The 23249-nt window shown below is 66.8% G+C and carries 23 protein-coding genes; 5 read left to right on the forward strand and 18 right to left on the reverse strand.

The window, feature by feature from the left end; all coding sequences use genetic code 11:
- Positions 1-165 precede the first annotated feature (165 nt).
- From V2S85_RS12120 to V2S85_RS12130, 3 genes are all read left to right on the forward strand, one after another.
- Positions 166-975, forward strand: a complete 810-nt coding sequence (locus tag V2S85_RS12120; RefSeq protein ID WP_330703116.1) for a ferritin-like domain-containing protein — start codon at positions 166-168, stop codon at positions 973-975.
- A 143-nt stretch (positions 976-1118) separates the two neighbouring features.
- Complete coding sequence (locus tag V2S85_RS12125) at positions 1119-1805, forward strand: M23 family metallopeptidase (RefSeq protein WP_330703117.1); 687 nt, start codon at positions 1119-1121, stop codon at positions 1803-1805.
- A 304-nt stretch (positions 1806-2109) separates the two neighbouring features.
- Complete coding sequence (locus V2S85_RS12130; RefSeq protein ID WP_330703118.1) at positions 2110-2382, forward strand: PilZ domain-containing protein; 273 nt, start codon at positions 2110-2112, stop codon at positions 2380-2382.
- 3 nt (positions 2383-2385) lie between these two features.
- On the opposite strand, the gene hemN is transcribed toward V2S85_RS12130, so the two are convergent.
- From hemN to ccoN, 10 genes are all read right to left on the reverse strand, one after another.
- A complete protein-coding gene (hemN, locus tag V2S85_RS12135) occupies positions 2386-3699 on the reverse strand; it encodes an oxygen-independent coproporphyrinogen III oxidase (protein ID WP_330703119.1) in 1314 nt (437 codons plus the stop codon).
- Between the two features lie 31 nt (positions 3700-3730).
- The gene (locus tag V2S85_RS12140) at positions 3731-3949 is read right to left on the reverse strand and encodes a hypothetical protein (protein WP_330703120.1); all 219 of its coding nucleotides are present in this window, start codon (positions 3947-3949) and stop codon (positions 3731-3733) included.
- The gene (ccoS, locus tag V2S85_RS12145; RefSeq protein ID WP_008832429.1) at positions 3946-4092 is read right to left on the reverse strand and encodes a cbb3-type cytochrome oxidase assembly protein CcoS; all 147 of its coding nucleotides are present in this window, start codon (positions 4090-4092) and stop codon (positions 3946-3948) included. The genes V2S85_RS12140 and ccoS overlap by 4 nt, the downstream gene beginning before the upstream one ends.
- Positions 4089-6233 (reverse strand): heavy metal translocating P-type ATPase, encoded by a 2145-nt coding sequence (locus V2S85_RS12150; protein WP_330703121.1) that lies wholly within the window; start codon positions 6231-6233, stop codon positions 4089-4091. Before V2S85_RS12150 ends, ccoS begins: the two co-directional genes overlap by 4 nt.
- Entirely contained in the window at positions 6230-6778 is a 549-nt protein-coding gene (locus V2S85_RS12155; RefSeq protein ID WP_330703122.1) for a FixH family protein, read from the reverse strand. Before V2S85_RS12155 ends, V2S85_RS12150 begins: the two co-directional genes overlap by 4 nt.
- A complete protein-coding gene (gene ccoG / locus V2S85_RS12160; protein ID WP_330703123.1) occupies positions 6775-8226 on the reverse strand; it encodes a cytochrome c oxidase accessory protein CcoG in 1452 nt (483 codons plus the stop codon). Before ccoG ends, V2S85_RS12155 begins: the two co-directional genes overlap by 4 nt.
- A gap of 125 nt (positions 8227-8351) precedes the next feature.
- Positions 8352-9263, reverse strand: a complete 912-nt coding sequence (gene ccoP / locus V2S85_RS12165) for a cytochrome-c oxidase, cbb3-type subunit III (RefSeq protein WP_330703124.1) — start codon at positions 9261-9263, stop codon at positions 8352-8354.
- Positions 9256-9438 carry a cbb3-type cytochrome c oxidase subunit 3 gene (locus tag V2S85_RS12170; protein ID WP_008828422.1) on the reverse strand — a complete coding sequence of 61 codons (183 nt, stop codon included), beginning with the start codon at positions 9436-9438 and terminating at the stop codon, positions 9256-9258. The genes ccoP and V2S85_RS12170 overlap by 8 nt, the downstream gene beginning before the upstream one ends.
- Positions 9435-10184, reverse strand: a complete 750-nt coding sequence (gene ccoO / locus V2S85_RS12175) for a cytochrome-c oxidase, cbb3-type subunit II (protein ID WP_330703125.1) — start codon at positions 10182-10184, stop codon at positions 9435-9437. Before ccoO ends, V2S85_RS12170 begins: the two co-directional genes overlap by 4 nt.
- A gap of 21 nt (positions 10185-10205) precedes the next feature.
- Positions 10206-11849, reverse strand: a complete 1644-nt coding sequence (gene ccoN, locus V2S85_RS12180) for a cytochrome-c oxidase, cbb3-type subunit I (protein ID WP_330703126.1) — start codon at positions 11847-11849, stop codon at positions 10206-10208.
- 376 nt (positions 11850-12225) lie between these two features.
- On the opposite strand from ccoN, the gene V2S85_RS12185 reads away from it, so the two are divergent.
- Positions 12226-12924, forward strand: coding sequence for an OmpW/AlkL family protein (locus V2S85_RS12185; protein ID WP_330703127.1), 699 nt, complete (start codon positions 12226-12228; stop codon positions 12922-12924).
- Between the two features lie 616 nt (positions 12925-13540).
- Here the strand turns inward: V2S85_RS12185 and V2S85_RS12190 are convergent.
- The 8 genes from V2S85_RS12190 to cyoA all read right to left on the reverse strand — a co-directional run bounded on the left by V2S85_RS12190 (position 13541) and on the right by cyoA (position 21399).
- The gene (locus tag V2S85_RS12190; protein WP_330703128.1) at positions 13541-14242 is read right to left on the reverse strand and encodes a Crp/Fnr family transcriptional regulator; all 702 of its coding nucleotides are present in this window, start codon (positions 14240-14242) and stop codon (positions 13541-13543) included.
- A 166-nt stretch (positions 14243-14408) separates the two neighbouring features.
- Positions 14409-14963, reverse strand: coding sequence for a response regulator transcription factor (locus V2S85_RS12195; RefSeq protein ID WP_330703129.1), 555 nt, complete (start codon positions 14961-14963; stop codon positions 14409-14411).
- 8 nt (positions 14964-14971) lie between these two features.
- Positions 14972-16258: an ATP-binding protein gene (locus V2S85_RS12200; protein WP_419198193.1), complete on the reverse strand. Its 1287-nt coding sequence runs from the start codon at positions 16256-16258 to the stop codon at positions 14972-14974.
- Positions 16259-16293: 35 nt separating this feature from the next.
- A complete protein-coding gene (locus V2S85_RS12205; protein ID WP_330703131.1) occupies positions 16294-16935 on the reverse strand; it encodes an SURF1 family protein in 642 nt (213 codons plus the stop codon).
- 77 nt (positions 16936-17012) lie between these two features.
- The gene (cyoD, locus tag V2S85_RS12210; RefSeq protein ID WP_330703132.1) at positions 17013-17405 is read right to left on the reverse strand and encodes a cytochrome o ubiquinol oxidase subunit IV; all 393 of its coding nucleotides are present in this window, start codon (positions 17403-17405) and stop codon (positions 17013-17015) included.
- A complete protein-coding gene (gene cyoC, locus V2S85_RS12215; protein WP_330703133.1) occupies positions 17405-18046 on the reverse strand; it encodes a cytochrome o ubiquinol oxidase subunit III in 642 nt (213 codons plus the stop codon). Before cyoC ends, cyoD begins: the two co-directional genes overlap by 1 nt.
- A 3-nt stretch (positions 18047-18049) precedes the next feature.
- Complete coding sequence (cyoB, locus tag V2S85_RS12220; RefSeq protein ID WP_330703134.1) at positions 18050-20062, reverse strand: cytochrome o ubiquinol oxidase subunit I; 2013 nt, start codon at positions 20060-20062, stop codon at positions 18050-18052.
- A gap of 5 nt (positions 20063-20067) precedes the next feature.
- The gene (gene cyoA / locus V2S85_RS12225) at positions 20068-21399 is read right to left on the reverse strand and encodes a ubiquinol oxidase subunit II (RefSeq protein ID WP_330703135.1); all 1332 of its coding nucleotides are present in this window, start codon (positions 21397-21399) and stop codon (positions 20068-20070) included.
- Between the two features lie 188 nt (positions 21400-21587).
- Here cyoA and V2S85_RS12230 point away from each other — a divergent pair, with 188 nt between their 5' ends.
- Positions 21588-22901, forward strand: coding sequence for an MFS transporter (locus V2S85_RS12230; protein ID WP_330703136.1), 1314 nt, complete (start codon positions 21588-21590; stop codon positions 22899-22901).
- Positions 22902-23249 lie beyond the last annotated feature (348 nt).

Genomic DNA, 23249 nt, shown 5'->3' on the forward strand with positions numbered 1-23249 from the left:
CCCTGAACTCGTTTCAGGGTCCATCGGGCAGTGTATCCGAAGCGTGGGGCCGCCATTTGCCCTGACGGTCCACGGCGCCAAAACGCAGCGTTTGCGGCGCAATGGACCCTGAAACGAGTTCAGGGTGACGCCGTTTGTATGTTCGCCAGATCATTGAGTGCCCGCATGCAAGACACATCCTCCCCTGCCTCCACCGTCTCCGGCGCCATCCGCGCGGCCCTGCTGGAACGCGCGCCGCATGCCAAGGCCATGGCCGCCCGTAAGGTCGCGCGCGACTGGCGGCTCGGCCGGCTGGCCTTCGCCTTCGACGCGCAGATGCCCGGGACGCCCGGCCGCCCCGACGCGCCCGAACTGCTGCCCCCGGCCCGCATGCCGAGGCGCGGCAAGGCCGGGTCCGAACGCGGGCGGATCGCGCTGTGGCATGCCCTTGCCCATATCGAGTTCGTGGCGATCGACCTCGCCCTCGACATGGCGGGGCGCTTCGGCGGGGAGATGGGCCCGGACTTCGTCTCCGACTTTCTCAAGGTGGCGGCGGACGAGGCGATGCATTTCGCGCTGATCGACCGCCATCTGCGCAGGCTCGGCAGCCATTACGGCGCGCTCCCCGCGCATGACGGGCTGTGGAGCGCCGCGCACGACACCCGCCACGACGTCGCCGCGCGGCTGGCGGTGGTGCCCATGGTGCTGGAGGCGCGCGCCCTCGACATCACGCCCGCCACCATCGAACGCGCCCGCGCCGCCGGCGACGAGCGCGGCGCCCGGATCCTGGAACGAATCCTTGACGACGAGATCGCCCACGTTCGATTCGGCGCAAATCACTTCGCCGCAGTTGCGCAGCGGCGGGCCGAAGAGCCCGGAGAACTGTGGAAATCCTTGGTTTTTCGTTACTTTCACGGAAACGTGAAACCACCGTTCAACGACTCGGCGCGCCTCGCTGCCGGTTTGTCGCGCGATCTCTATACCGCGCTTGCCTGAGCCAAATCTAACGGCATAAGTCACATTCGCGAGACGGCGGGGGGTTCCGACCATCTCCATACTCCTTGGCGCGGCCGGTTTCGGCTGTGCTCAATATAACGTCGCATCCTTCGGGGCAGCGGCGGATAAGCAAGGTATTGCGAGTGGTCGTAACGAAGTTTTTCGCCAAGTTCCGCGCATTGACCGGCGTGTTCGTCGTCGCGGGACTTTCCATCGCAGCGCACCCCGCGATGGCCAACAGCAGCGCCGCCGCTGCCGACATTTCCTCCACCCTGCGCACCAGCCAGGCGAACCAGTCGATCACCGGCGGTGAGGACGAACAGTTCAGCCAGCTTTTCAGCTCGTGGCAGAACTATGAGGAAACCGGCCTCGCGGCCGCCAAGCCCAAGGCCGCCACCGGCGGCATGGCCTCGGTTGCCATCCCCTCGCGCAACCCCCTCGCGCAGGAGCGCATGACCAGCACCTTCGGCATGCGCGAACACCCCATTCTCGGCGGTCGCCGCGCCCACAAGGGCGTCGATCTCGCCGCTCCCACCGGCACCCCGGTCTACGCCACTGCAGACGGCACCGTAAGCCGCGCCTCGTGGTTCAGCGGCTACGGCCTGTTCATCTCGCTCGAGCACGGCGGCGAGATGCAGACCCGCTACGGCCACATGTCGCGCCTGAACGTCGCGGAAGGCCAGCGCGTCCACAAGGGCGACATCATCGGTTACGTCGGTTCCACCGGCAACTCGACCGGCCCGCACCTCCACTACGAAGTGCGCGTCGACGGCGAGGCCGTGAACCCGGTTCCCTACATGCAGCAGCCGAGCCTCGCTTCGGCCAACTGATCTTCGAAATTCCCGGTTGAGAGGAGGAAGAGGCGGCTCGCAAGGGCCGCCTTTTCTTTTGTCTGCATTCCGCAGCGTCTCGAGAAAATGGGCCAAAAAAAGGGGGGCAGCCCGTCACGAGGGTGGGCCGCCCCTTGAAGTTGGGGAGAAGCGGTTACCGCACCGGGGGTTCGCCAGCGGCGGATCTTGGTGCGGTGGACCGGCAAGACGGTCTTCGCACTTGCGGCCGCGTCTCGCATTGATCGCGGTCAATTCCGCCAGAACCCGCTGAATTTCTGCTGCGCGCCGCCGTTCTTGGCCTGAAATGGACACGTCCCGCTTCAGGCCCACCCCGATCCTGCGCGAACGCCGCCGCCGGCGCTGCACGCGCTTTGCGCTGACCGATTCCAACGGCGTGCGGATCGCGGTGATCGTACGCGACATATCCTCGCGCGGGCTCAGCGCCGCTGCTTCGGGCGAGCCGCCCCGCCTCAACGAAGTGGTGCGCGCCACGCTGGAAGACGGCCGCGAGGTCTGGGGCCTCGTCCGTTGGCGGGAGGGCAACCTGTTTGGGGTGGAGTTCGATACGCGGGGGTGACGCTCACACCGCCGAACTGAAGCGCCGCAGCGAATCCTTGCGGTAAGGGTCGAACCGCGCCGCGATCGAGCGCGCGTAAGGCAGTCCGCCCGGCAGCACGACGAGGTCATCGCCGTCCGTCTCGCACAATCCGGCTTCGAGGTAGGGGCGCAGCAATGGCCCGGCCTCCTGCCACAAGTCCGCCGCCACAGGCGCGCGGCCCTGGCACAGCAGCGCCTCGATCACCGCGCCGCGCCGCTGGTCCTCAGCGCTGCGGACGATGCCGCGCGTCGCGGTCAGGCGGTCCTGCGAAAGCATCATGCGATAGCGCCCGGTGTTCTTCTCGTTCTGGACGAGCAGGTCCGGGAAGCCGCCGATCGCCGAGGCGCCCAGCCCTAGCAGGACCGGCGCCTGATCGTCGGTGAAGCCCTGGAAGTTGCGGCGAAGGTGCCCGGTCAGCGTCGCCTGCGCCAGCGGATCGCCGGGCAGCGCGAAATGGTCGAAGCCCACCGCGACATAGCCCCGGTCCAGCAGGAAGGCGTGCCCGTAAGCCGCCATGGCAAAGCGCGCCTCGGCATCGGGAAGTTCGCTCGCATCGATCTTGCGCTGGCGGGGAATCAGGTGCGGAACGTGGGCATAGCCGAACAGCGCGATGCGATCGGCGCCCAGCGCGACGGTGCGCTCCAGCGAATCCTTCAGCTGCGCCATGATCTGGCCGGGCAGCCCGTACATGAGGTCGAAGTTCAGCGAACCCACGCCCGCGCCGCGCAGCATGGCGACGGCCTGCTCGATCATCGCGGTGGGCTGCACGCGGCCGATCGCCCGCTGCAACGGCTCCGCAAAGGTCTGCACGCCGAGGCTGGCGCGCGCGATCCCGACCGAGGCGATCACCCCCGCCCACCCGGGGCCGAGAGTACGCGGGTCCAGTTCGATCGAAGTGACCGGGTGCGAGGTCTCGAACTGCAGCGTCAGCGCATCGACCAGCCGCACGAAGTCGATCGGCGAAATGCCGTTGGGACTGCCGCCGCCAAAAGCGATGCGCGTCACCCGCGCCCCTGCGGGCAGGCGTTCGGCGACGAGATCGATCTCGCGGTGAAGCGCGTCGAGGTAGCTGGCTACCCTGTCCCGCCGGTTGGCGACACTGGTGTTGCAGCCGCAGTACCAGCAGATCTTCTCGCAGAACGGGATGTGGACATAGAGCGATACCTCGCCCTGCGTGCGCTCCAGCGCCTCCTCGTATTGGCCCGCGCCTATCCCGCCAGCGAACTCGGCGGCGGTGGGGAAGCTGGTGTAGCGCGGCACGGGAATCGCCAGCAGTTCGGGGTGATAGGTCCACATGGCCGTAACTTTGCCTTATCCCTCCGCGCCGTCATTGCGATCGATCAAGCCGCTTGCGTTTGGAATCGGAATGGCACCCCTTGGCACAGCATGGCCCCTGCGGCGGCCCCGGAGGTGGGGGGACCGGCACGCTCACCACGCCGCCGCCGCAGGTCATCGCGACGAAATCGCGCGCCTCGGCCTGCAATGGCCCCACCATCGCCGGGACCAGCGCCAGCGCGCCGAACAGGGCGATCAGGCGCCGCGTCATGGCGCATCCTCGTCGATCAGGATGCGGTTGGCGGCGCCGTCCATGTCCTCGTACTGGCCCGAGCGCATCGTCCAGAAGAACGTGCCCAGCGCGCAGAGCCCCATCGCCAGCGAGAGCGGGATCATGAAGCCGAGAATCGTCATTTCGCTTCCCTTCCTGCAGCACGCGCCAGCCGCAGCGAATTGCCGACCACCAGCAGCGAGCTTCCCGACATCGCCAGCGCCGCCACCAGCGGGGTGACGTGGCCGAGGATCGCCAGCGGCACCGCCAGCACGTTGTAGCCTACCGCCATCGCGAAGTTCTGGCGCACCACCCGCATCGTGGCGCGCGCCACCTTCACCGCCGTCGCCACCGGCATCAGCCGCTCGCCGACGAAGACGCCGTCGGCCGCCTGCTGCGAGACGTCGCTCGCCCCGCCGGGCGCGAGGCTGACGTGGGCGCCCGCCAGCGCCGGCCCGTCGTTGAGCCCGTCGCCGACCATCAGCACCTTGTGCCCAAGCCCCGCGCGGCGTTCGAGCAGCGCCAGCTTGTCCGCCGGGCGCATCGCCGCCGTGGCGAACAGGCCCAGTTTGCGCGCGACACCGCCGACCGCCTCCACCCGGTCGCCCGAGGCGATCGCGGCGGTCAGGCCCTGCGCCTTCAGCGCCGCCAATGTCTCGGTCACGTCGGGGCGCAGGCTGTCGGCGAAGGTAATGCGGGTGCGGGTGCCATCGACGAGCAGGTCGACGGCGAGAGTGTCGGTCTCCACCTCGGGCCGCAGCAGCGCGACTTCGGCGCCGTCGCAGCGCCCGATCATGCCCGAGCCCGCCGCCTCGCGCACCAGTTCGACGGCTGCGGGCTCCACACCTTCGCCGCGCAGCGCATGGGCGAGCCCACGGCTCAGCGGATGGCGGCTCGCCTGCGCCAGACCCAGCGCGATGGCGCGGCTGCGCGGGCCGAGCATGGCCAGCGTGATCGGGCGCGGTTCGCCCAGCGTCAGGGTGCCGGTCTTGTCGAGCAACACTTCATCCGCCTCGGCCAGCCGCTCCAGCGCCGAGCCGTCCTTGATGAGCAGGCCCCGCCGCATCAGCGCCCCCGCCGCGACGACTTGCGCCGCCGGAACCGCAAGGCCGAGCGCGCAGGGGCAGGTTATGATGAGGACGGCGGTGGCGATCGTCAGCGCCTTGTAGACGCTCGCCCCTGCGATCAGCCAACTGCAGAAGCTGAGGAACGCGAGGGTGTGGACGGCAGGCGCATAGAGCCGCGCCGCGCGGTCGGCCACGCGCACGTAGCGCGAGCGGGACTGGCCCGCCTCGTCCATCAGCCGCGCGATGTCGGCGATGGCGGTGTCCTGCGCAGCGGCGGTGACGCGCACCCGCACCGGATTGCCGAGGTTGATCGTGCCCGCGTGGACGAGGTCGCCGGGCGCGGCGGGGCGCGGGGCGCTCTCGCCGGTGAGCATCGCGGTGTCGATGGTGGTGCGGCCTTCGACGACCTCGCCGTCGGCGGCGAGCGATTCGCCTGCGGCCACCAGCATCGTCATGCCGGGGCGCAGCTTGTCGGCCTCGACGTAGCGGGCAGTGCCGTCCTCGCCGATCACTTGCGCGCCCCGCCCCATGCGGCCGAGCAGGGCGGCTATGCCCGAGCGGGCGCGGCCGCGCATCATCGCGTCGAGCGTGCGGCCTGCGAGCAGGAAGAACAGCAGCATCACCGCGCCGTCGAAGTAGGCGTGCTCGCCCCCGGTCAGCGTCTCGTAGAGGCTCATGCCCGTCGCCAGGATCACGCCGATGGAGATCGGCACGTCCATGTTGGTGCGGCGGTACTTCAGCGCCATCCACGCCGAAGCGAAGAACGGGCGGCCCGAATAGACCACTACCGGGATGCCGATCAGCGCGCTGATCCAGTGGAACATGCCCCGCGTCACCGCGTCGGTGCCCGACCACACCGAGACCGAGAACAGCATGATGTTCATCATGCCGAAGCCCGCCACCGCCAGCGCGCGGATCAGGCGTTTGGTCTCGACATCGTCGCGGGCGAGCGGGTTGTCGGCGGCGCGTTCGGCCTCGAAACCGAGCTTGCGCAGTTCCTCGATCAGCGTTTCGGCGTCGAGCGTCCCGGCATGGCTGACGGCGACGCGCTTGGCGGACAGGTTCACGCGCGCCGAAGCCACGCCGGGGACGAGCGCGAGGCCGCGCTCGATCTTGCCGATGCAGCCGGCGCAGCGGATGCCGGGGACGGTGAAGCGACTGTCGATCGTGAGCGTGGTTTGGGCAGGGACCGGCGGCGGGGGTGTGATCGCGTTCATGCGCCGATCTCCTGTTCGGTGCGCCATTGGCGGCCCTCGGTCTCGAGATCGAAGCGCAGGGTCCAGCGGCCTGCGGGCAGCGGCCGGGTGCTGATCCAGTGCGTGCCCTCGCGGCGAAAGGTGAGTGCGGTGTCGGGGAGGCGGCCGAGGGGGTGGCGGGCGATGGCGGTGAGCTTGGTGTGGGCGGCGGGGGCTTCGACAAGCTCAGCCTGAGCGGGATTTGTAACAGGGCTATTAACCCCACCCCGCTCATCCTGAGCTTGTCGAAGGATGGATGGCGCGACCTCTAGGTCCACCACCACCCTGCCCTCGACCCCGCGCCGCGCTGCCAGCCGCCAGCCCAGCGCCTTCTCCTTCGCCGCTTCATCCAGCCAGCGGTTGAAGTCCTGGCTGGCGACGTAGGAGTTCTCCACCACGATCCCGCCGAAGGTGGTGCTGGCGAGCGTCGCCATCGTCACGTTGACTGCCAGCACCACGCCGAACCCGGCGACGAGGATCGCGGTCATATGCTTTCCGTTGAAAGGTCTGCGGGTCTGCACGGTCATGGGGTCGCCTCCTGCGGCGTGTCGAAGGTCACTTCGGATAGGGCGGTCTCGCGCGCCTCGCCCTCGGCGGTGACGCGGAAGCTGAAGTCCTGCGCGGCGGTTGTCGGCGGGGCGACGACGTAGACGCGCAAGGGCAGCGTCGCGTCGGCGGGGATCGTGCGGGTGAGGGTACGGGCGGCGTCGGCGCGGGCGCTGTCGTCGGTCCACATCACCGCGCCGGGGAGACCGACGAGGGCGATCTCCATCTTGCGCGGGCGGCCCTCCATGTTGCGCAGGCGCAAGGTGTAGGCGCCCCGCACAGAGCCGTCGCTCAGGAGGATGTACGGCGGGTTGCGATCCCTGGCGACGGTCAGCCCGGTGTGAACGCGCGTGCCCAGCGCGAACAGCAGGGCAAGGCCGATGCCCGCCCAGACCGCGAGGTACGCCAGCGTGCGCGGACGCCAGATCAGCTTCAGGTGGCGCGTCGGCGGCTGTCCGGCCTTCTCGCGCTCCGCGTCGTCCAGCGTGGCGTAGTCGATCAACCCGCGCGGGCGGCCGACGTCCCGCATCACCCGGTCGCAGGCGTCGATGCACAAGGCGCAGGTGATGCAGCCGACCTGCGGGCCCTGGCGGATGTCGATGCCGGTGGGGCAGACGGCGACGCACTGGTTGCAGTCGATGCAGTCGCCGAACACGTCGGGCGCTTTCTGCGACTTCTTGAGGCTGGCGCGCGGTTCGCCGCGGAAGTCCTTGTAGGTGACGGTCAGCGATTTCTCGTCGGTCATCGCGGTCTGGATGCGCGGCCAGGGGCACATGTAGATGCACACCTGTTCGCGCATGAAGCCGCCGAGCACGAAGGTGGTCGCCGTCAGCGTCGCCACGGTGGCGTAGGCGACGGGGTCGGCGGTGCCGCTCCAGAACGCGGTCCAGAGCGTCGGCGCGTCGGCGAAGTAATAGATCCACGCGCCGCCGGTGGCGAGGCTGATGGCGAGGTAGATCGCCCACTTCACCAGCCGCCGGGCGATCTTGGCCGGTCCCCACGGGGCCTTGTAGAGCCGCAGCCGCGCATTGCGGTCGCCGTCGATCAGACGGTCGACGTGTTGGAACAGGTCGGTCCAGACGGTCTGCGGGCAGGCATAGCCGCACCACGCCCGCCCCACCGCGCTGGTGACGAGGAACAGGCCGATCCCCGCCATGATGAGCAGGCCCGCGACGAAGTAGAACTCGTGCGGCCAGATCTCGATGCCGAACATGTAGAAGCGGCGGTGGGCGAGGTCGATCAGCACCGCTTGGTCGGGGGCGTAAGGGCCGCGATCCCAGCGCAGCCAGGGGGTTACCCAGTAGACCGCGAGGCACAGCGCCATGATCGCCCACTTGATGCGGCGGAACTTGCCGTCGATGCGGCGATTGAAGACGGGCTCTCGTTTTGCGTAGAGCGAGAGCTGGGTCATGTCGGGGGGCTTGTTCATGGTACTTGTCCCGCCTGGGAGTGCTTCCTTTTTCTCCGTCATCCCCGCGAAGGCGGGGACCCATCTCCTGAACTGGCATGTTGCACGGTCATCAGATGGGTTCCCGCCTTCGCGGGAATGACGGGTCAGGGGGTGGCGGCAGCTTCGGGCTCGGGCGCAGGCGCCTGTTCACCCCCGCCCAGCGAGTGGACGTAAGCCGCCAGCATCTTGATCGTCACCGGGTCGAGGCGGCCGTTCCATGCGGGCATCACCCCCATGTGCGGCTTGCTGACCTGCGCGACGACATCGTCCTTCGTGCCGCCGTCGAGCCAGATCGCGTCGGTCAGGTCAGGCGCGCCGAACTGGCGGCTGCCCTTGCCTGCCGGGCCATGGCAGACGGCGCAGTTGTCGGCGAAGAGCTTCGCACCCTCGGCGTTGCCGCGCGCCTTGCCCGAAAGCGAGAGGACATGGCTTGCCACCGCGTCGATCTGCGCCGCCGTCAGCAGGCCATCGCTGCCGAAGTTCGGCATGATCGACTGCCGCGTGGCGTCATCACCGGGCTGGCGGATGCCGTGGAGCAAGGTCGTCTCGATGGTTTTCAGATCGCCGCCCCAGAGCCAGTCATCGTCGTTGAGGTTGGGGAAGCCCTTCGACCCGGCCGCACCGGCGCCGTGGCACTGGACGCAGTTGATCCTGAACGCCGCCGCGCCGCCCGCCACCGCCGCGCGCATCAGTTCGGGGTGCTTCGGCAGCTCCTCGATTCTCATGTCCGCCAGCGCCGCCACGGTCTTCGCGCGGGTGGCGGCGGCGGCCTTCATGTCCTTGTCCAGCTCGCCCCGGCTGGTCCAGCCGAGCGTGCCTTGCGTCGCGCTCGAAAGCATCGGCCACGCCGGGTAGACCACGCTGTAGCCCAGCGCGAAGACGATGCAGGCGTAGAAGGTCCAGAGCCACCAGCGCGGCAGCGGGGTGTTGAGTTCCTCGATCCCGTCCCACTCGTGGCCGACGGTTTCCGTGTTCGTGGCTTCGTCGAGGCGTCCTTTTGGATGATGCTCAGCCATCGTTCTCGTCCTTGAAGATCATCGTCGCGGCGGCGTCGTTCTTCGCGCGGTGGCCGGGCCGGAAGGGCCAGGCGATCAGCACGACGAACACCACCAGCATCGCCAGCAGGCCCCAGCTGTCGGCCAGATGCCGCAGCATGTCGTAAGTGGAGTGGGTGCTGAGGGAGAAGGTCATCGGCCCTTCTCCTTGGCCAGCTTCTCTTGCGCCGCCGCCGCGTTGACGTCGACCATGATGCCCAGCACCTGCAGGTAGGCGACGAGCGCATCCATCTCGGTCACCCGGCTCGGGTCGCCGTCGAAGTCGCGGATCTGCGCCTTGGGGTAGCGCTTGAACAGGTCGCCGGGATCGGCTTCCGGGTCGGCCTGCGCGTTGAGGTCGGCCAGCGCACTGGTGATGTCGCGGTCGGTGTAGGGCACGCCCACGCGGCGCAGCGCCGTCAGGTTCGCGGCGGGGTCGGCCACCTGCAGGTCGCGCTCCGCAAGGAAGCCGTACTTCGGCATCACCGATTCGGGCACGACGCCTTCGGGGTTCGTCAGGTGCTGGACGTGCCAGCTGTCCGAATACTTGCCGCCCACCCGCGCAAGGTCCGGCCCGGTGCGCTTGGAGCCCCACTGGAACGGATGGTCGTACATCGATTCCGCCGCGAGGCTGTAGTGGCCGTAGCGCTCCACTTCGTCGCGGAAGGGGCGGATCATCTGGCTGTGGCAGACGTAGCACCCCTCGCGCACGTAGATGTCGCGGCCCGCCTGCTCCAGCGGGGTATAGGGGCGCACACCCTGAACTTTCTCGATGGTGTTGTCGATCCAGAACAGCGGCGCGATCTCGACGATGCCGCCGATGGCGACGACGACCAGCGCGCAGATGCCCAGCAGGGTGATGTTCTTCTCGAGCGTCTTGTGGCGTTCGACGATGGTGGTCATGGTTCTTGTCCCTGTTCGTCGTCAGTTCACGAGGATGGGGCGGTCGGCGGCGGGATCGTAGGCGGCATCGCGCAGCGGCTTTTCCTCGCGCAGCTTGCCCAGGATCGTGGCCCAGACGTTGACCGTCATGATGACCCCGCCCGCGAGGTAGAGCGCGCCGCCGAAGGCACGCAGCGCGTACATCGGGTGAAGCGCCGCCACGGAGTCGGCGAAGGAGTTCACGAGGTAGCCGTCGGCGCCGTATTCGCGCCACATCAGGCCCTGGGTGATGCCCGCCACCCACATGCTGGCGGCGTAGAAAACGATCCCCAGCGTCGCGAGCCAGAAGTGCCAGTTCACCATGCGCAGCGAGTACAGCCGCTGCCGCCCCCACAAGCGCGGCACGAGGTAGTAGATCGCGCCGAAGGTGATCATCCCGTTCCAGCCCAGCGCGCCGGAGTGGACGTGGCCGATGGTCCAGTCGGTATAGTGCGAGAGCGAGTTGACGCTCTTGATCGACATCACCGGGCCTTCGAAGGTGCTCATGCCGTAGAAGGCTAGCGCCATCACCATCATGCGGATGATCGGGTCGGTGCGGACCTTGTCCCAGGCGCCGTTGAGCGTCATCAGCCCGTTGATCATGCCGCCCCAGCTGGGCATCCACAGCATGATCGAGAACACCATCCCCAGCGTCTGCGCCCAGTCGGGCAGCGCGGTGTAGTGCAGGTGATGCGGCCCCGCCCAGATGTAGAGGAAGATCAGCGACCAGAAGTGGATGATGGACAGGCGGTAGGAATAGACCGGCCGCTCGGCCTGCTTGGGCACGAAGTAGTACATCATCGCCAGGAAGCCGGCGGTCAGGAAGAAGCCCACCGCGTTGTGGCCGTACCACCACTGCACCAGCGCGCCCTGCACGCCCGCGAACAGCGGGTAGCTCTTGGAACCCAGCAGGCTGACCGGCAGGTCGAGGTTATTGACGACATGCAGCATCGCCACGGTGACGATGAACGCCAGGTAGAACCAGTTGGCGACGTAGATGTGCGGCTCGCTTCGGCGCACGATGGTGCCGACGAAGACCGCGAGGTAGGCGACCCACACGATCGTCAGCCACCAGTCGACGTACCATTCGGGCTCGGCGTATTCCTTGCCCTCGCTGATGCCGAGGAGGTAGCCGGTGGCGGCGAGCACAATGAACAGCTGGTAGCCCCAGAACACGAAACGGGCGAGGCCGGGGAAGGCCAGCCGCGCGCGGCAGGTGCGCTGGACGACGTAGAAGCTCGTCGCGATCAGGGCATTGCCGCCGAACGCGAAGATCACCGCAGACGTGTGCAGCGGGCGGACCCGGCCGAAGTTCAGGTAGGGCTCCAGATTGAGCCAGGGCCAGGTCAGCTGCGCGGCGATGAACACGCCCGCGAGGAAGCCCGCCATGCCCCAGAACACCGTGGCGATCATGCCCCAGCGGATCGGGTCGTCGTCATAGCGCCCCTGATCGGGGAAGCGCAACACGCCGCGGGCGATGCCGTCGTAGTCGGCCCCGCGCAGGCTGAACCACAAGGCGGTCATCGCCGCGATCGCGACGATCCCCATGTGAATGGCGAAGCCCTGATCCACCGCCAGCGCGGAGGCCATCACGGCCAGAAAGAGCACGGCAAGCCACACGCCTGCCCGCGCCAGCACCGAAACCATAAGCTGTCTCTTTTCGAGATGAGTTGCTGATCAGGGTCCGCCTTGGGCGCAGGAGCCGGGAGTCGCATTGACGGGGATCAAAAAGGAGCGTGGTCGCCAATGCACCGGGCGGCACATTCCCCCCGTTCGTCATTGCGAGCGTAGCGAAGCAATCCAGAGCAGTTCAGCGCCGCCCTGGATTGCTTCGCTACGCTCGCAATGACGAAGGTGAGGGCGCGGACTCACGAGAGGGAAGCGGGGGCGGGAGGAGGAGGAAATTCACCCCGACTTGCGCCCGATCAATTCATCCCGGTTGCATGAGGCGCAAACCGCAAGCGCCGCTCAAGAGGGGGGACATGCATGGTGCAGCCCCGGCGGTCATTCGAAAGACACGGATATGCGCAAGATCACCCTGCTCGCCGCCGCGCTGGCCGCCACCGCCTTCACCACGCCCGCGATGGCCGGAAGCCCGGACGGCAGGTTTCAGGTCAAGGTGCTCGCGACCGGGGTTCTGCCCGACGGCGGCATCGACAAGGTCAAGTCGATCGACACGGGCCTTGCCGCCACGCTGACCGGCATGGGCGTCACCGACGTCGACGCCAGGGCGAACGACAACGTCGTGCCCACCCTCGCGGTCGAATACTTCTTCACCAAGGCCATCTCGGTCGAGACGATCTGCTGCTTCACCCAGCACCACGTGAACGGCGCGGCGGACCTTGCGGGAACCCGGCTGGTCGATCACGTACTGATCCTGCCCGCGACGGTGACCGCCAAGTACCACCTCGACACCGGCACCCCGATCAAGCCTTATGTCGGCGCCGGCCCCGCGCTGTTCTTCGTGTTCGACGAGAAGCCCGGCGCCACCGCGCAGGCACTCGGCGTGGACAAAGTGAAGATGTCGAACTCCTTCGGCGCGGTGCTGCAGGCGGGCGTGGACATCGCGCTGGGCCAGAGTGGCTACGGCGTGACTCTGGATGCCAAGAAGTACTTCGTGAAGCCGACCGCCAGCTTCTATGCCGATGGCGACAAGGTGCTGGAAACCAAGCACGATCTCGACCCGTGGGTGCTGAGCGCGGGCCTGTCGTACCGGTTCTGATCGGAATCCTCATTGACAAATATAACCACATGGGTTATATGCCGCAACATCCGGGGCAATGCAGATCACGTTGCTCCGGTGTATCGGGTCGGCGTCGTGGGCCGGGATGCGGTTTCAGCCGTAGCTACGCAAACCACGCGCCCATCGAAGACCCGGACTGTCTCCCGGCTACTGGAAAGCGTCTTCCGACTACCTCATGCGACATGTCGCATGCGTTCCGGAAGCCCCACCGGCAGCCTTCGGCCGATAACGACGCGAACCCTAACGACGGCCACATGGGACTTTCCGATGGAATACAGGTCGAGCCGGGCTGCACCGTGAGTTACCCGGCCGCTCGTCAGAGCTTCACGGAAAACAAACCCCGCGTCCTTGCTTGGACGCTCCCGACGCCGACCCGATGTTTACCTCGGAACCCCGCGTTGATACTCCCCCGGCGTTAGGCCCGCACTCGCCAGCGGGCATTGTCATATGACTTCACCACGCCTCGTCATTGCGAGCGCAGCGAAGCAATCCAGAGCGGTTTACCCGGCCCTGGATTGCTTCGCTGCGCTCGCAATGACGAGGCAGGGGGGCATGGTCTTCTGCCTTCCCGTGCCGCCAACACCACAAGCAGCCCTCAACCCGCTTCGGCCACCAGCGTCTCGAAATCGAGGATCGTCACTTCGCGGCGCGAGGGCAGGTCGATCACGCCTTCGTTCTTGAGGCGGGTGAACTGGCGGCTGACGGTCTCGATCGTCAGGCCCAGCACGTCGGCGATCTGCTGGCGGGAGAATGGCAGGGTCAGGATGCGCCGCCCCGGATGTACGGGATCGATGCGGCAGCCCGAACCGCCGAGCCGCTCGGTCATCTCGACGAGGAAGCTCGCCATCTTCTCCGCCGCCGACTTGCGGCCCAGCAGCAGCATCCAGCGCCGCGTGCGATCGAGTTCGCCCAATGTGCGTTCCAGCAGCTTGTGCTCCAGCGCCGGATGCTCGCGCGCGAAGGCGTCGAAGTCGCGGCGCGAGAACACGCAGACGCTGGCGTCGGTCAGCGCGGTGACGCCATGGCCGGTCGTGCCGCCGAAGGGGCGGCCAATGAAGTCGGAAGGGTAGACCACCCCGACGATCTGCTCGCGCCCGTCCTCGGTATTGGTCGAAAGCTTGAGCACGCCGTCGATCACGTTGGCAACGAGGACCGAATCCTCGCCTTCCCAGATGATCGATTCCCCGGCGACAAGCTGGCGGGTGCGCCCGATCGCGTTGAGCGCGCTGAGTTCCTTCGCGTCGAGCGCGGCGCATATCGCCCGGTTGCGGACGACGCAAAGATCACAGTTGGACATGGTTTCCGATCACCGGGGGCTTCTCATAGGGTGTATAGCGTATTGGCGGCACGAAAGAAAACCGAGCCGCCTTCGTTTCGTCACCCGCGAGCGCAGCGAAGCAATCCAGGGCGGTTTGCGCAGCCCTGGATTGCTTCGCTGCGCTCGCGGGTGACGATGGTGGAGTTCACACCTGCCGCTTCTCCAGCTTGCGCGCCAGCGTGCGGCGGTGAAGGCCAAGGCGGCGCGCGGTTTCGGAGATGTTGAACTCGCACTCCACCAGCGTCTGGTGGATGTACTCCCACTCGAGCGTCTTGATCGAGGTCTTGCGGCCCTCCACCGGCACGCTGGCATCGCCGCGCAGCGAAGCAAAGGCCGCCTCGATGTCATCGGTGTTGGAAGGCTTGGCGAGGTAGTGCGAGGCACCCAGCTTGATCGCCTCGACGGCGGTGGCGATGCTGGCGTAGCCGGTCAGCACGACGATGCGGGTCTGCGGCGCGCGGGCGTGCAGCGCCTCGACCACGGTGAGGCCGGAACCGGCACCCAGCTTGAGATCGACGACCGCGTAGTCGAAGTCCTCCACTACGAACAGCGCCTCGGCCTCTTCGGGACTGGCGGCGGAGGCTACCTTGTAGCCCCGACGCTCGAACGAGCGGCGCAGCGTGCGCGCGAACGTGGGGTCGTCCTCGACGATGAGCAGGCTGGCGCCGGTCGCCCCGATCGGGCTGGGAGTGTCGGTCATGGCTTCTCTCACCGCTGTTCTGTTTCTTCGAGCGCCAGTGTAGCAAGCGGGATCGCCAGTTGCACGCTGGCACCGCCGCTCTCGCGGTTCTCTACCGAGACGGTGCCGCCCAGCTTGCGGATCACGTTGACGACGAGGAACAGCCCGAGCCCGCCGCCCTCGCGCCCCTTGGTCGAGATGTAGGGCTGGCCGATGCGGCGCTGCACTTCGGGCGCGAAGCCCGGGCCGCGATCGCTGACGGTGAAGATCATCCGCCGCGCCGCATCCTCGCCCTCCATCCAGACTTCGAAGAGCACCAGCTCGGGCGAGACTTCGATGGCGTTGTCGATGACGTTGCCGACGATCTGGCGCAGCCCGGGGTCGGCGATGATCTCGACGTCCTGCGGCAACCGGTCGATCACGCGCAGTTCGCCGGGAATGCGCGCGCTCCATTCGTCGGCAAGGTCTTCGACGAAGCCGCGCACGGTGGTCACCGCCGGGTCGATGCCGCGCACTTCGCCCGCCGACATCAGGATGCCGGAAACGATGGTCTTGCAGCGCTCCAGCTCGCGGCGCACGTCGGCAAGGTCGGCGGCCATGTCGGGGTCGGAGGCGATGGCGGGCTCGCGGCTCCAGTCGCCCAGGATCACCGAGATCGACGACAGCGGCGTACCCAGCTCATGCGCCGCGCCCGAGGCGAGCAGGCCCATGCGGATGATATGGTCCTCCTCCGTCGCCTGCTGGTGATAGGCGGCGAGCTGCGCGTCATTGTCGCGCCGGCTGCGGTCGAGCCGCGCGACGAAGACGATCAGCAGCACGGCGGCCAGCACGAAGCAGAACAGGCTGCCGTAGATGTAGAGGTGGAAGTGGTTGGCCGCGTAGGATTCGGGCAGCTTCAGCGGGACGTAGCGGAACGTCAGCACCACCATGCACAGGCAGGCGTTGAACGCGACCATCCAGCTCCAGCGCGGCTCCAGGATGATGGCGCCGATGACGATCTGCAGCAGGAACAGGAAAGTGAACGGATTGGTCGCCCCGCCCGAATAGTAGAGCTGCCAGCACAGCGCGATGACGTCGATCATCAGCGCCGAGAACAGCTCGCGCTGGGAGAACGCCTTGCGCTGGAACACCACGCGCGCGACCGTCAGGTTGATGACCATCAGCAGCAGCGGCGCCAGCAGCAGCGGCGCCAGTGGCAGGCGGACCTTGAGCACGGTCGAGACCACGACGATGGTGGCCAGCTGGCCGAACACCGCGATCCAGCGCAGCTGTGTCAGCAGGACGACGCTGGATCGGCTCGGCGAACTGCCGGCCATGCCCGGCGGCGCGAACAGCACCGCCAGACGCTCGATCACGCCGGCCGCCATGTGAAGACGAGCGCCACCAGCGACAGCGCCGCCATCGCGAACCACGTCAGCGCATAGCTCAGGTGGCTGTCGGGGAACTTGATCTGGGTGAGGCCGGGAACCGGCTTGAGCGCGGGCGTGGTGGCTGCCTGCTCCGTCTGCACATCGACGAAGGCGGGGGAGACGGCGCCCACCTTGCGCGCCTGCGCCAGCGCGGCGGTATCGCGCGAATACCAGCGCTCGTCCTGCGGGGCGTTGGACTGCAGGATGCTGCCCTTGGGCTCCGGCAGGCGCAGCAGGCCGACGATCGACACCTTGCCCGCAGGCGCCGAGGCTCCGGCGTCGGCGCGGGTGGTCCCGGCGGGCACGAAGCCCCGGTTGATCCACAGGAGCCTGCCGTCTTCGAGGCGCAGCGGCGTCATCGTCCAGTAGCCCGTTCCGCGTTCCGTGGCGGCCCGCACCAGCGCGGTCGCAGGACCGTCATAGACGCCCGAGACACGGACGCGAAGATATTCGAGATCGGGGCCGAGCCTGCCGTCCTGCGGCAGCGCCACCGGAGCGGCATGGACGCGCGCATCGACGCGGGCGATCAGCGCGTGCTTCCAGTGCATCCGCTGGATCTGCCAGACGCCCAGCGCCACGAACATCGCGAAGGCCACTAGCAGAAGCGCGGCAAGCCCGATGGGCCGCCGCGCTCCTTTTGCCGCCGTTGTGCGGTCCCCGGTCAGGGCAGCTGGCCCATGTCGTGGACGCTCATCGGCATCATGTTGGTGTTGAGGTGGAACATGACCCACAGCGAACCGGACAGCGTGATGATGACCAGAACGATCGTGAAGATCAGCGCCATGACCGTCCAGCCGTTCTCCGACTTGGTGTTCATGTGCAGGAAGTAGATCATGTGGACCACGATCTGCACCACGGCGAAGGCCATGATGACCAGCGCGGTGGTCTGCTTGTCGGGGATCGCACCCGTCATCACCAGCCAGAACGGGATCGCGGTGAGCACGACCGACAGCAGGAAGCCGACGACGTACTCGCGCATCGAGCCATGGCTCGCGCCGTGCTCGTCGTGATGATCGTGTGCGCCGGGGTTCGGGTGTGCGTGTTCAGTGCCCATCAGAGCATTCCCATCAGGTAGACGAAGGTGAAGACGCCGATCCAGATGACGTCGAGGAAGTGCCAGAACAGCGACAGGCACATGAGGCGGCGCTTGTTGGCCGGGATCAGGCCCTTCTTCGCCACCTGCACGACGAGCGTGAACAGCCAGATCATGCCGAAGGTGACGTGAAGGCCGTGGGTGCCCACCAGCGAGAAGAACGCGGTGAGGAAGCCCGAACGCATCGGCGTCGCGCCCTCGTGGATCAGGTGGCTGAACTCGTAGAGTTCGATGAAGAGGAACGCGCCGCCGAAGACGGCAGTGACCAGCAGCCAGAGCTGCGTGCCGCCCTTGTTGCCCTTCTCCATGGCGAGCATGGCGAAGCCGTAGGTGATGGACGAGAACAGCAGCATGGCGGTGTTGAGCGCCACCAGCGGCAGGTCGAACAGGTCCTTCGGCCCCGGCCCGGCGGCCAGGCTGCCGCCCAGCACGCCGTATGCCGCGAAGAGCATGGCGAAGATGAGGCAGTCGCTCATCAGGTAGACCCAGAAGCCCAGCATGGTGCTGCCGCCTTCGGGGTGGTCATGCTCGTTCAGGTCGTAGAACGCGGCCTGAAGCTGCGCCTGATCGAGGTTGTGCGTCGGAGCGGTGTTGGCGGTCATGTCTCAGGCTCCCGCGGCGGCGAGCTGGCGGGTGCGTTCCGCCTCGGTCGCTTCGACCGTCTCGACGGGGATGTGGTAGTCCCGCTTGTAGTTGAAGGTGTGGAAGATCGCGTAGCCGATGATCCCGGCGAACGAGACCGCCGCGAGCCACCAGATGTACCAGATCATCGCGAAGCCGAGCGCCGTCGACAGACCCGCCAGGATCAGGCCGGTCCCCGTGCCGCTGGGCATGTGGATCGGACGGAAGCCGGAGGTCGGACGCTGCACGCCGCAGCGCTTCATGTCGTCCCAGGCGTCGAGGTCGTGGACCAGCGGGGTGAAGGCGAAGTTGTACTCCGGCGGCGGCGACGAGGTCGACCACTCCAGCGTGCGGCCGTTCCACGGATCGCCCGTCTCGTCCTTCAGTTCCTCGCGCTTCCAGATGGAGACGGCGAACTGGACCAGCATGGCGCCGATGCCGCCGGCGATCATCACGGCGCCGAAGGCGGCGATGACGAACCAGATCTGGATCGACGGATCGTCGAACACGCGCATGCGGCGGGTCACGCCCATCAGGCCGAGGATATAGAGCGGCATGAAGGCGAACCAGAAGCCGGGAACCCACAGCCAGAAGCTGACCTTGCCCCAGAACACGTTGAGCTTGAAGCCGAAGGCCTTGGGCCACCAGAAGTTGATCGCCGCGAAGATGCCGAACAGCACGCCGCCGATGATCACGTTATGGAAGTGCGCGATCAGGAACAGCGAGTTGTGGAGCACGAAGTCCGCAGGCGGAACCGCGAGCAGCACGCCGGTCATGCCGCCGACAGTGAAGGTCAGCATGAACGCGACGGTCCACATCATCGGCAGCTCGTAGCGGATGCGGCCGCGGTACATCGTGAACAGCCAGTTGAACAGCTTCGCGCCGGTCGGGATCGAGATCACCATCGTGGTGATGCCGAAGAACGAGTTGACGCTCGCGCCCGAACCCATCGTGAAGAAGTGGTGCAGCCACACGAGGTACGACAGGATGGTGATGACCAGCGTGGCGTAGACCATCGACGAGTAGCCGAACAGGCGCTTGCCCGAGAAGGTCGAGACGACTTCCGAGAACACGCCGAACAGCGGCAGGATGAGGATGTAGACCTCGGGGTGACCCCAGATCCAGATCAGGTTCACGTACATCATCGGCGAGCCGCCGAAGTCGTTCGAGAAGAAGTTGAAGCCGAGGTAGCGGTCGACGGTCAGCATCGTCATCACCGCCGTCAGCACCGGGAAGGCGGCGACGATCAGGATGTTGGTGCACAGCGAGGTCCAGGTGAACACTGGCATGCGCATCATGGTCATGCCGGGCGCGCGCATCTTGACGATGGTGCACACCAGGTTGACGCCCGAAAGCAGCGTGCCGACACCCGCGATCTGCAGGGACCAGATGTAGTAGTCGACGCCGACCCACGGGCTGTACGCCAGGTTCGACAGCGGCGGATAAGCCAGCCAGCCGGTCTGCGCGAACTCGCCGACGAACAGCGACATCATGGTAAGCACCGCACCGGCGGTGGTCATCCAGAAGCTGAAATTGTTCAGGAACGGGAAGCTGACGTCACGCGCACCGATCTGCAGCGGCACGATGTAGTTCATGAGGCCCGTGACGAAAGGCATCGCCACGAAGAAGATCATGATGACACCGTGCGCGGTGAAGACCTGGTCGTAGTGGTGGGCGTTGAGGTAACCGTCGTTGCCGTTGAACGCCATCGCCTGCTGGGCGCGCATCATGATCGCGTCGGCAAAGCCGCGCAGGAACATGACCAGACCCAGGATCATGTACATGATGCCGATCTTCTTGTGATCGACGCTGGTGAACCACTCCTTCCAGAGATAGCCCCAGAGCTTGAAGTAGGTCAGGCCCGCGACGAGCGCGGCGCCGCCGAGCATCACGACCACGAAAGTCGCGAGCACGATCGGCTCCTGCGGGATGGCATCCAGCCACAGGCGCCCGAGTAGCGGACTCCAGTGGTTATGGGCTTCGGCTTCGATGGCCATGAGTGTCAGTTCCGCGAATTCAGGGAAATGTGAGCGGGCTTGGCGGGCGATGCAGGCGCATCCTCACCGCCGAAGCCGATCGACTGCGGCGCGGGGATCCCGGCGCCGTTCAGCGAGCGAAGGTCGGAAGGCGCCTTGACGGAACCGTCGCGCACCTGGCCGGGCATCTGCTCGCACAGCGCACGGACCCAGGCCAGCTCGCGCTTGACCGCGTCGCTGGGGTTCGCGCTCTCGGCAACCGCGCTGTCGCGGCCGTCCTTGTCGTACGACAGCATCTGCACGTTGCGGATGCCCGCCTTGCCCAGACCACCGCGCGCATCGAGAGCCATCATCTCGCTCATGCACATCTTGCCCGGCTGGACGCACATGTTGACGACGGCGTCATAGAGCTTGGGATCGACATTGGCGAAGCGGATCGCCGGAACCTTCTGCGTCGGCTTCTCGAGTTCGAGGTAGGCCGCACGGTCGAGGGTGCCGCCCATCTGCTTTGCGGGAACGCCGGTGAACGATTCGGCGGCGATCACGTCGCCCGCAGGCTGCGGCCTGGTGCCGGTGGTCTTCACGTCACCGACCCACTTGGCGAAGTCCGCGTCCGAAACCGACCGCATCTTGAAGCGCATGTGGGTGAAGCCCGCGCCCGAGTAGTTGGCCGAGAAGCCGACCGACTCGACGTTCGAGTTCATCACCGCGTGCAGGCGCGTTTCCATGCCCGGCATCGCGTAGATCTGGCCCGCCATCGCCGGAACGTAGAACGAGTTCATGACGTTCGCGGAAGTGATCTTGAAGTTCAGCGGGCGGCCGCTCGGCACGACCAGTTCGTTGACCGTGGCAACGCCCTGCTCGGGGTAGATGAACAGCCACTTCCAGTCGAGCGCGACGACTTCGACCTCGAGAGGCTTCGCATCCTGCGAAACCTGGGTCTGGGCGTCGATGCGGCCGATGGTGCGGTAGGGATCGAGAAGGTGGGTGCTGGTCCAGGTCACGGCGCCAAGGCAGATGATGATGAGCAGCGGCGCGGCCCAGATCATCAGTTCGAGCTGGGTCGAGTGATCCCAGTCCGGCTCGTACTTCGCGTCCTTGTTGTTGGCGCGGTAGCGCCACGCGAAGATCACCACCGCCAGCATCACCGGCACGACGATGAGCAGCATCAGCAGCGTCGCGACGACCACGAGGTCGCCCTGCTGCTGTGCAACATCGCCCGACGGCTTGAGCACGAGGGTGTTGCACGCCGACAGCGCAGCGGTCAGCCCGAGGGCGCCCACGACGCGCATCGCGCGGTTACGGAACGGGCCGAAACGACGGCCGGGCGGGTTCAGACGTGACTCGGGCGGTTGCATGGCGCGTCGCCTAGGCCCGTGCTGCGGATGCGAACATAGGACATTTTGTCCAATCCCCTTACGGCGTTTCAGATACAATAGGGCGGCCAATTGTGAAGCCGCGCGTCCGTCGCGCCGGTGCGATTCGCGGACGGGCGGGACTCTCGCTTATTCCCGTGTTATACCAGACGAAGGCCGAGATACGCCAGATGAGCACAACCACGACCCCGACCCGCGAGGAACTCGGCCTGCCGACGTTCAAGCCGCACCACGCGATTTCGCCCGGCGAGATCGCGATCGGCGTGATCATCGGCCGTACCTCGGAATTCTTCGACTTCTTCGTCTACGCCATCGCCTCGGTGCTGGTGTTCCCGAAGCTGTTCTTCCCCTTCGTCGATCCGCTGACCGGCACGCTCTACAGCTTCGCGATCTTCGCGCTGGCCTTCATCGCGCGCCCGTTCGGTTCGCTGTTCTTCATGGCGCTCGACCGTGCCTACGGCCGCGGCGTCAAGCTGACGATCGCGCTGTTCGGCCTCGGCGGCTCGACGGCGGCGATCGCCTTCCTGCCGACTTATGAGACCATGGGCGCCACCGCGATCTGGCTGCTGGCGATCTTCCGCATCGCGCAGGGCTTCGCACTCGGCGGCACCTGGGACGGCCTGGCTTCGCTGCTCGCGCTCAACGCCCCGGAAAACCGCCGTGGCTGGTGGGCGATGGTGCCGCAGCTCGGTGCGCCGTTCGGCCTCATCGTCGCCAGCGCGCTGTTCGCCTACATGATCGCCGTGCTGCCCGCCGCCGACTTCCTGGAGTGGGGCTGGCGCTATCCGTTCTTCGTGGCGCTCGCGATCAACGTCGTCGCGCTCTTCGCGCGCCTGCGCATCGTCGTCACCGAGGAATTCCAGACCCTGTTCGAAAGCCGCGACCTGCAGCCCGTCAGCGTCATGGGCACCGTGAGCAAGGAAGGCCGCACCGTCCTGATCGGCGCCTTCGCCCCGCTCGCCAGCTTCGCGATGTTCCACATGGTCACCGTGTTCCCGCTCTCTTGGGTGTTCCTCTTCACCAAGGAAGCGCCGACCCGCTTCCTGCTGATCGAAGTGCTGGCCGCCGTCTTCGGCCTCGTCGCTGTGCTCTTCTCGGGCCGCCTGGCCGACCGTTACGGCCGCCGCACCCTGCTCGGCACCTGCGCCGTCGGCATCGCGGTATTCAGCGGCTTCGCACCGCAGCTGCTCGACGCAGGCACTGCCGGTGAGCTGGTGTTCATGATCGGCGGCTTCGTGCTGCTGGGCCTGTCGTTCGGCCAGTCCTCGGGTGTCGTCGCCTCGGCTTTCCCGACCGACCACCGCTACACTGGCTCGGCGCTGACCAGCGACCTTGCCTGGCTGTTCGGCGCCGGCTTCGCCCCGCTGGCGGCGCTGCTGCTCTCCACCCACTTCGGCCTGATCGCCTCGGGCGGCTACCTGCTCTCGGGCGCACTGGCGACCCTGCTGGCCCTGTGGCTGAACAAGGAACTCGCAAGCCGCTGAGGCCTGCGATACCTCAACCCTCAGACAAAAGGGGCCGCAACCATGAAGGTTGCGGCCCCTTTTTCATGTCCGGTCGGGATGGCAGTCAGTCCCTCGGGCGAAATCCCTGTATATCAAGGATCACGCGGCTCAGGGCCTCTCCGATGTCAGCCCGGAATATCTGCGCCGTCTGCTCTCCATAGGCATCCATGGTTCCCTTCGCCCGTGCGGACTACCACCCGGCGAGTGACCTGCCCCCCGAAAGGTCCCTCATTCTGATGTAGAGTCTGCCCACGAGAAGGAGCAGACGCATGAGGAAGAGCCGTTTTACCGAGGCGCAGATCATCGGGATGATCAAGGAGCAGGAGT

Source organism: Novosphingobium resinovorum (assembly GCF_036352595.1).
Classification (GTDB): Bacteria; Pseudomonadota; Alphaproteobacteria; order Sphingomonadales; family Sphingomonadaceae; genus Novosphingobium; species Novosphingobium resinovorum_B.

Bases quoted from the DNA above. Each gene is read 5' to 3' on its own strand.
- cyoA (WP_330703135.1), bottom strand. From the start codon at position 21,399: ATGCAACCGCCCGAGTCACGTCTGAACCCGCCCGGCCGTCGTTTCGGC.
- V2S85_RS12140 (WP_330703120.1), bottom strand. From the start codon at position 3,949: ATGACGCGGCGCCTGATCGCCCTGTTCGGCGCGCTGGCGCTGGTCCCG.
- V2S85_RS12185 (WP_330703127.1), top strand. From the start codon at position 12,226: ATGCGCAAGATCACCCTGCTCGCCGCCGCGCTGGCCGCCACCGCCTTC.
- cyoD (WP_330703132.1), bottom strand. From the start codon at position 17,405: ATGGGCACTGAACACGCACACCCGAACCCCGGCGCACACGATCATCAC.
- V2S85_RS12200 (WP_419198193.1), bottom strand. From the start codon at position 16,258: ATGGCCGGCAGTTCGCCGAGCCGATCCAGCGTCGTCCTGCTGACACAG.
- ccoS (WP_008832429.1), bottom strand. From the start codon at position 4,092: ATGACGATTCTCGGCTTCATGATCCCGCTCTCGCTGGCGATGGGGCTC.
- ccoO (WP_330703125.1), bottom strand. From the start codon at position 10,184: ATGACCACCATCGTCGAACGCCACAAGACGCTCGAGAAGAACATCACC.
- ccoP (WP_330703124.1), bottom strand. From the start codon at position 9,263: ATGGCTGAGCATCATCCAAAAGGACGCCTCGACGAAGCCACGAACACG.
- V2S85_RS12170 (WP_008828422.1), bottom strand. From the start codon at position 9,438: ATGACCTTCTCCCTCAGCACCCACTCCACTTACGACATGCTGCGGCAT.
- V2S85_RS12195 (WP_330703129.1), bottom strand. From the start codon at position 14,963: ATGACCGACACTCCCAGCCCGATCGGGGCGACCGGCGCCAGCCTGCTC.
- V2S85_RS12155 (WP_330703122.1), bottom strand. From the start codon at position 6,778: ATGACCGTGCAGACCCGCAGACCTTTCAACGGAAAGCATATGACCGCG.
- V2S85_RS12150 (WP_330703121.1), bottom strand. From the start codon at position 6,233: ATGAACGCGATCACACCCCCGCCGCCGGTCCCTGCCCAAACCACGCTC.
- ccoN (WP_330703126.1), bottom strand. From the start codon at position 11,849: ATGGTTTCGGTGCTGGCGCGGGCAGGCGTGTGGCTTGCCGTGCTCTTT.
- V2S85_RS12230 (WP_330703136.1), top strand. From the start codon at position 21,588: ATGAGCACAACCACGACCCCGACCCGCGAGGAACTCGGCCTGCCGACG.
- V2S85_RS12205 (WP_330703131.1), bottom strand. From the start codon at position 16,935: ATGTTCGTGGCGCTGGGCGTCTGGCAGATCCAGCGGATGCACTGGAAG.
- hemN (WP_330703119.1), bottom strand. From the start codon at position 3,699: ATGTGGACCTATCACCCCGAACTGCTGGCGATTCCCGTGCCGCGCTAC.
- V2S85_RS12130 (WP_330703118.1), top strand. From the start codon at position 2,110: ATGGACACGTCCCGCTTCAGGCCCACCCCGATCCTGCGCGAACGCCGC.
- ccoG (WP_330703123.1), bottom strand. From the start codon at position 8,226: ATGAACAAGCCCCCCGACATGACCCAGCTCTCGCTCTACGCAAAACGA.
- V2S85_RS12120 (WP_330703116.1), top strand. From the start codon at position 166: ATGCAAGACACATCCTCCCCTGCCTCCACCGTCTCCGGCGCCATCCGC.
- V2S85_RS12190 (WP_330703128.1), bottom strand. From the start codon at position 14,242: ATGTCCAACTGTGATCTTTGCGTCGTCCGCAACCGGGCGATATGCGCC.
- cyoB (WP_330703134.1), bottom strand. From the start codon at position 20,062: ATGGCCATCGAAGCCGAAGCCCATAACCACTGGAGTCCGCTACTCGGG.
- cyoC (WP_330703133.1), bottom strand. From the start codon at position 18,046: ATGACCGCCAACACCGCTCCGACGCACAACCTCGATCAGGCGCAGCTT.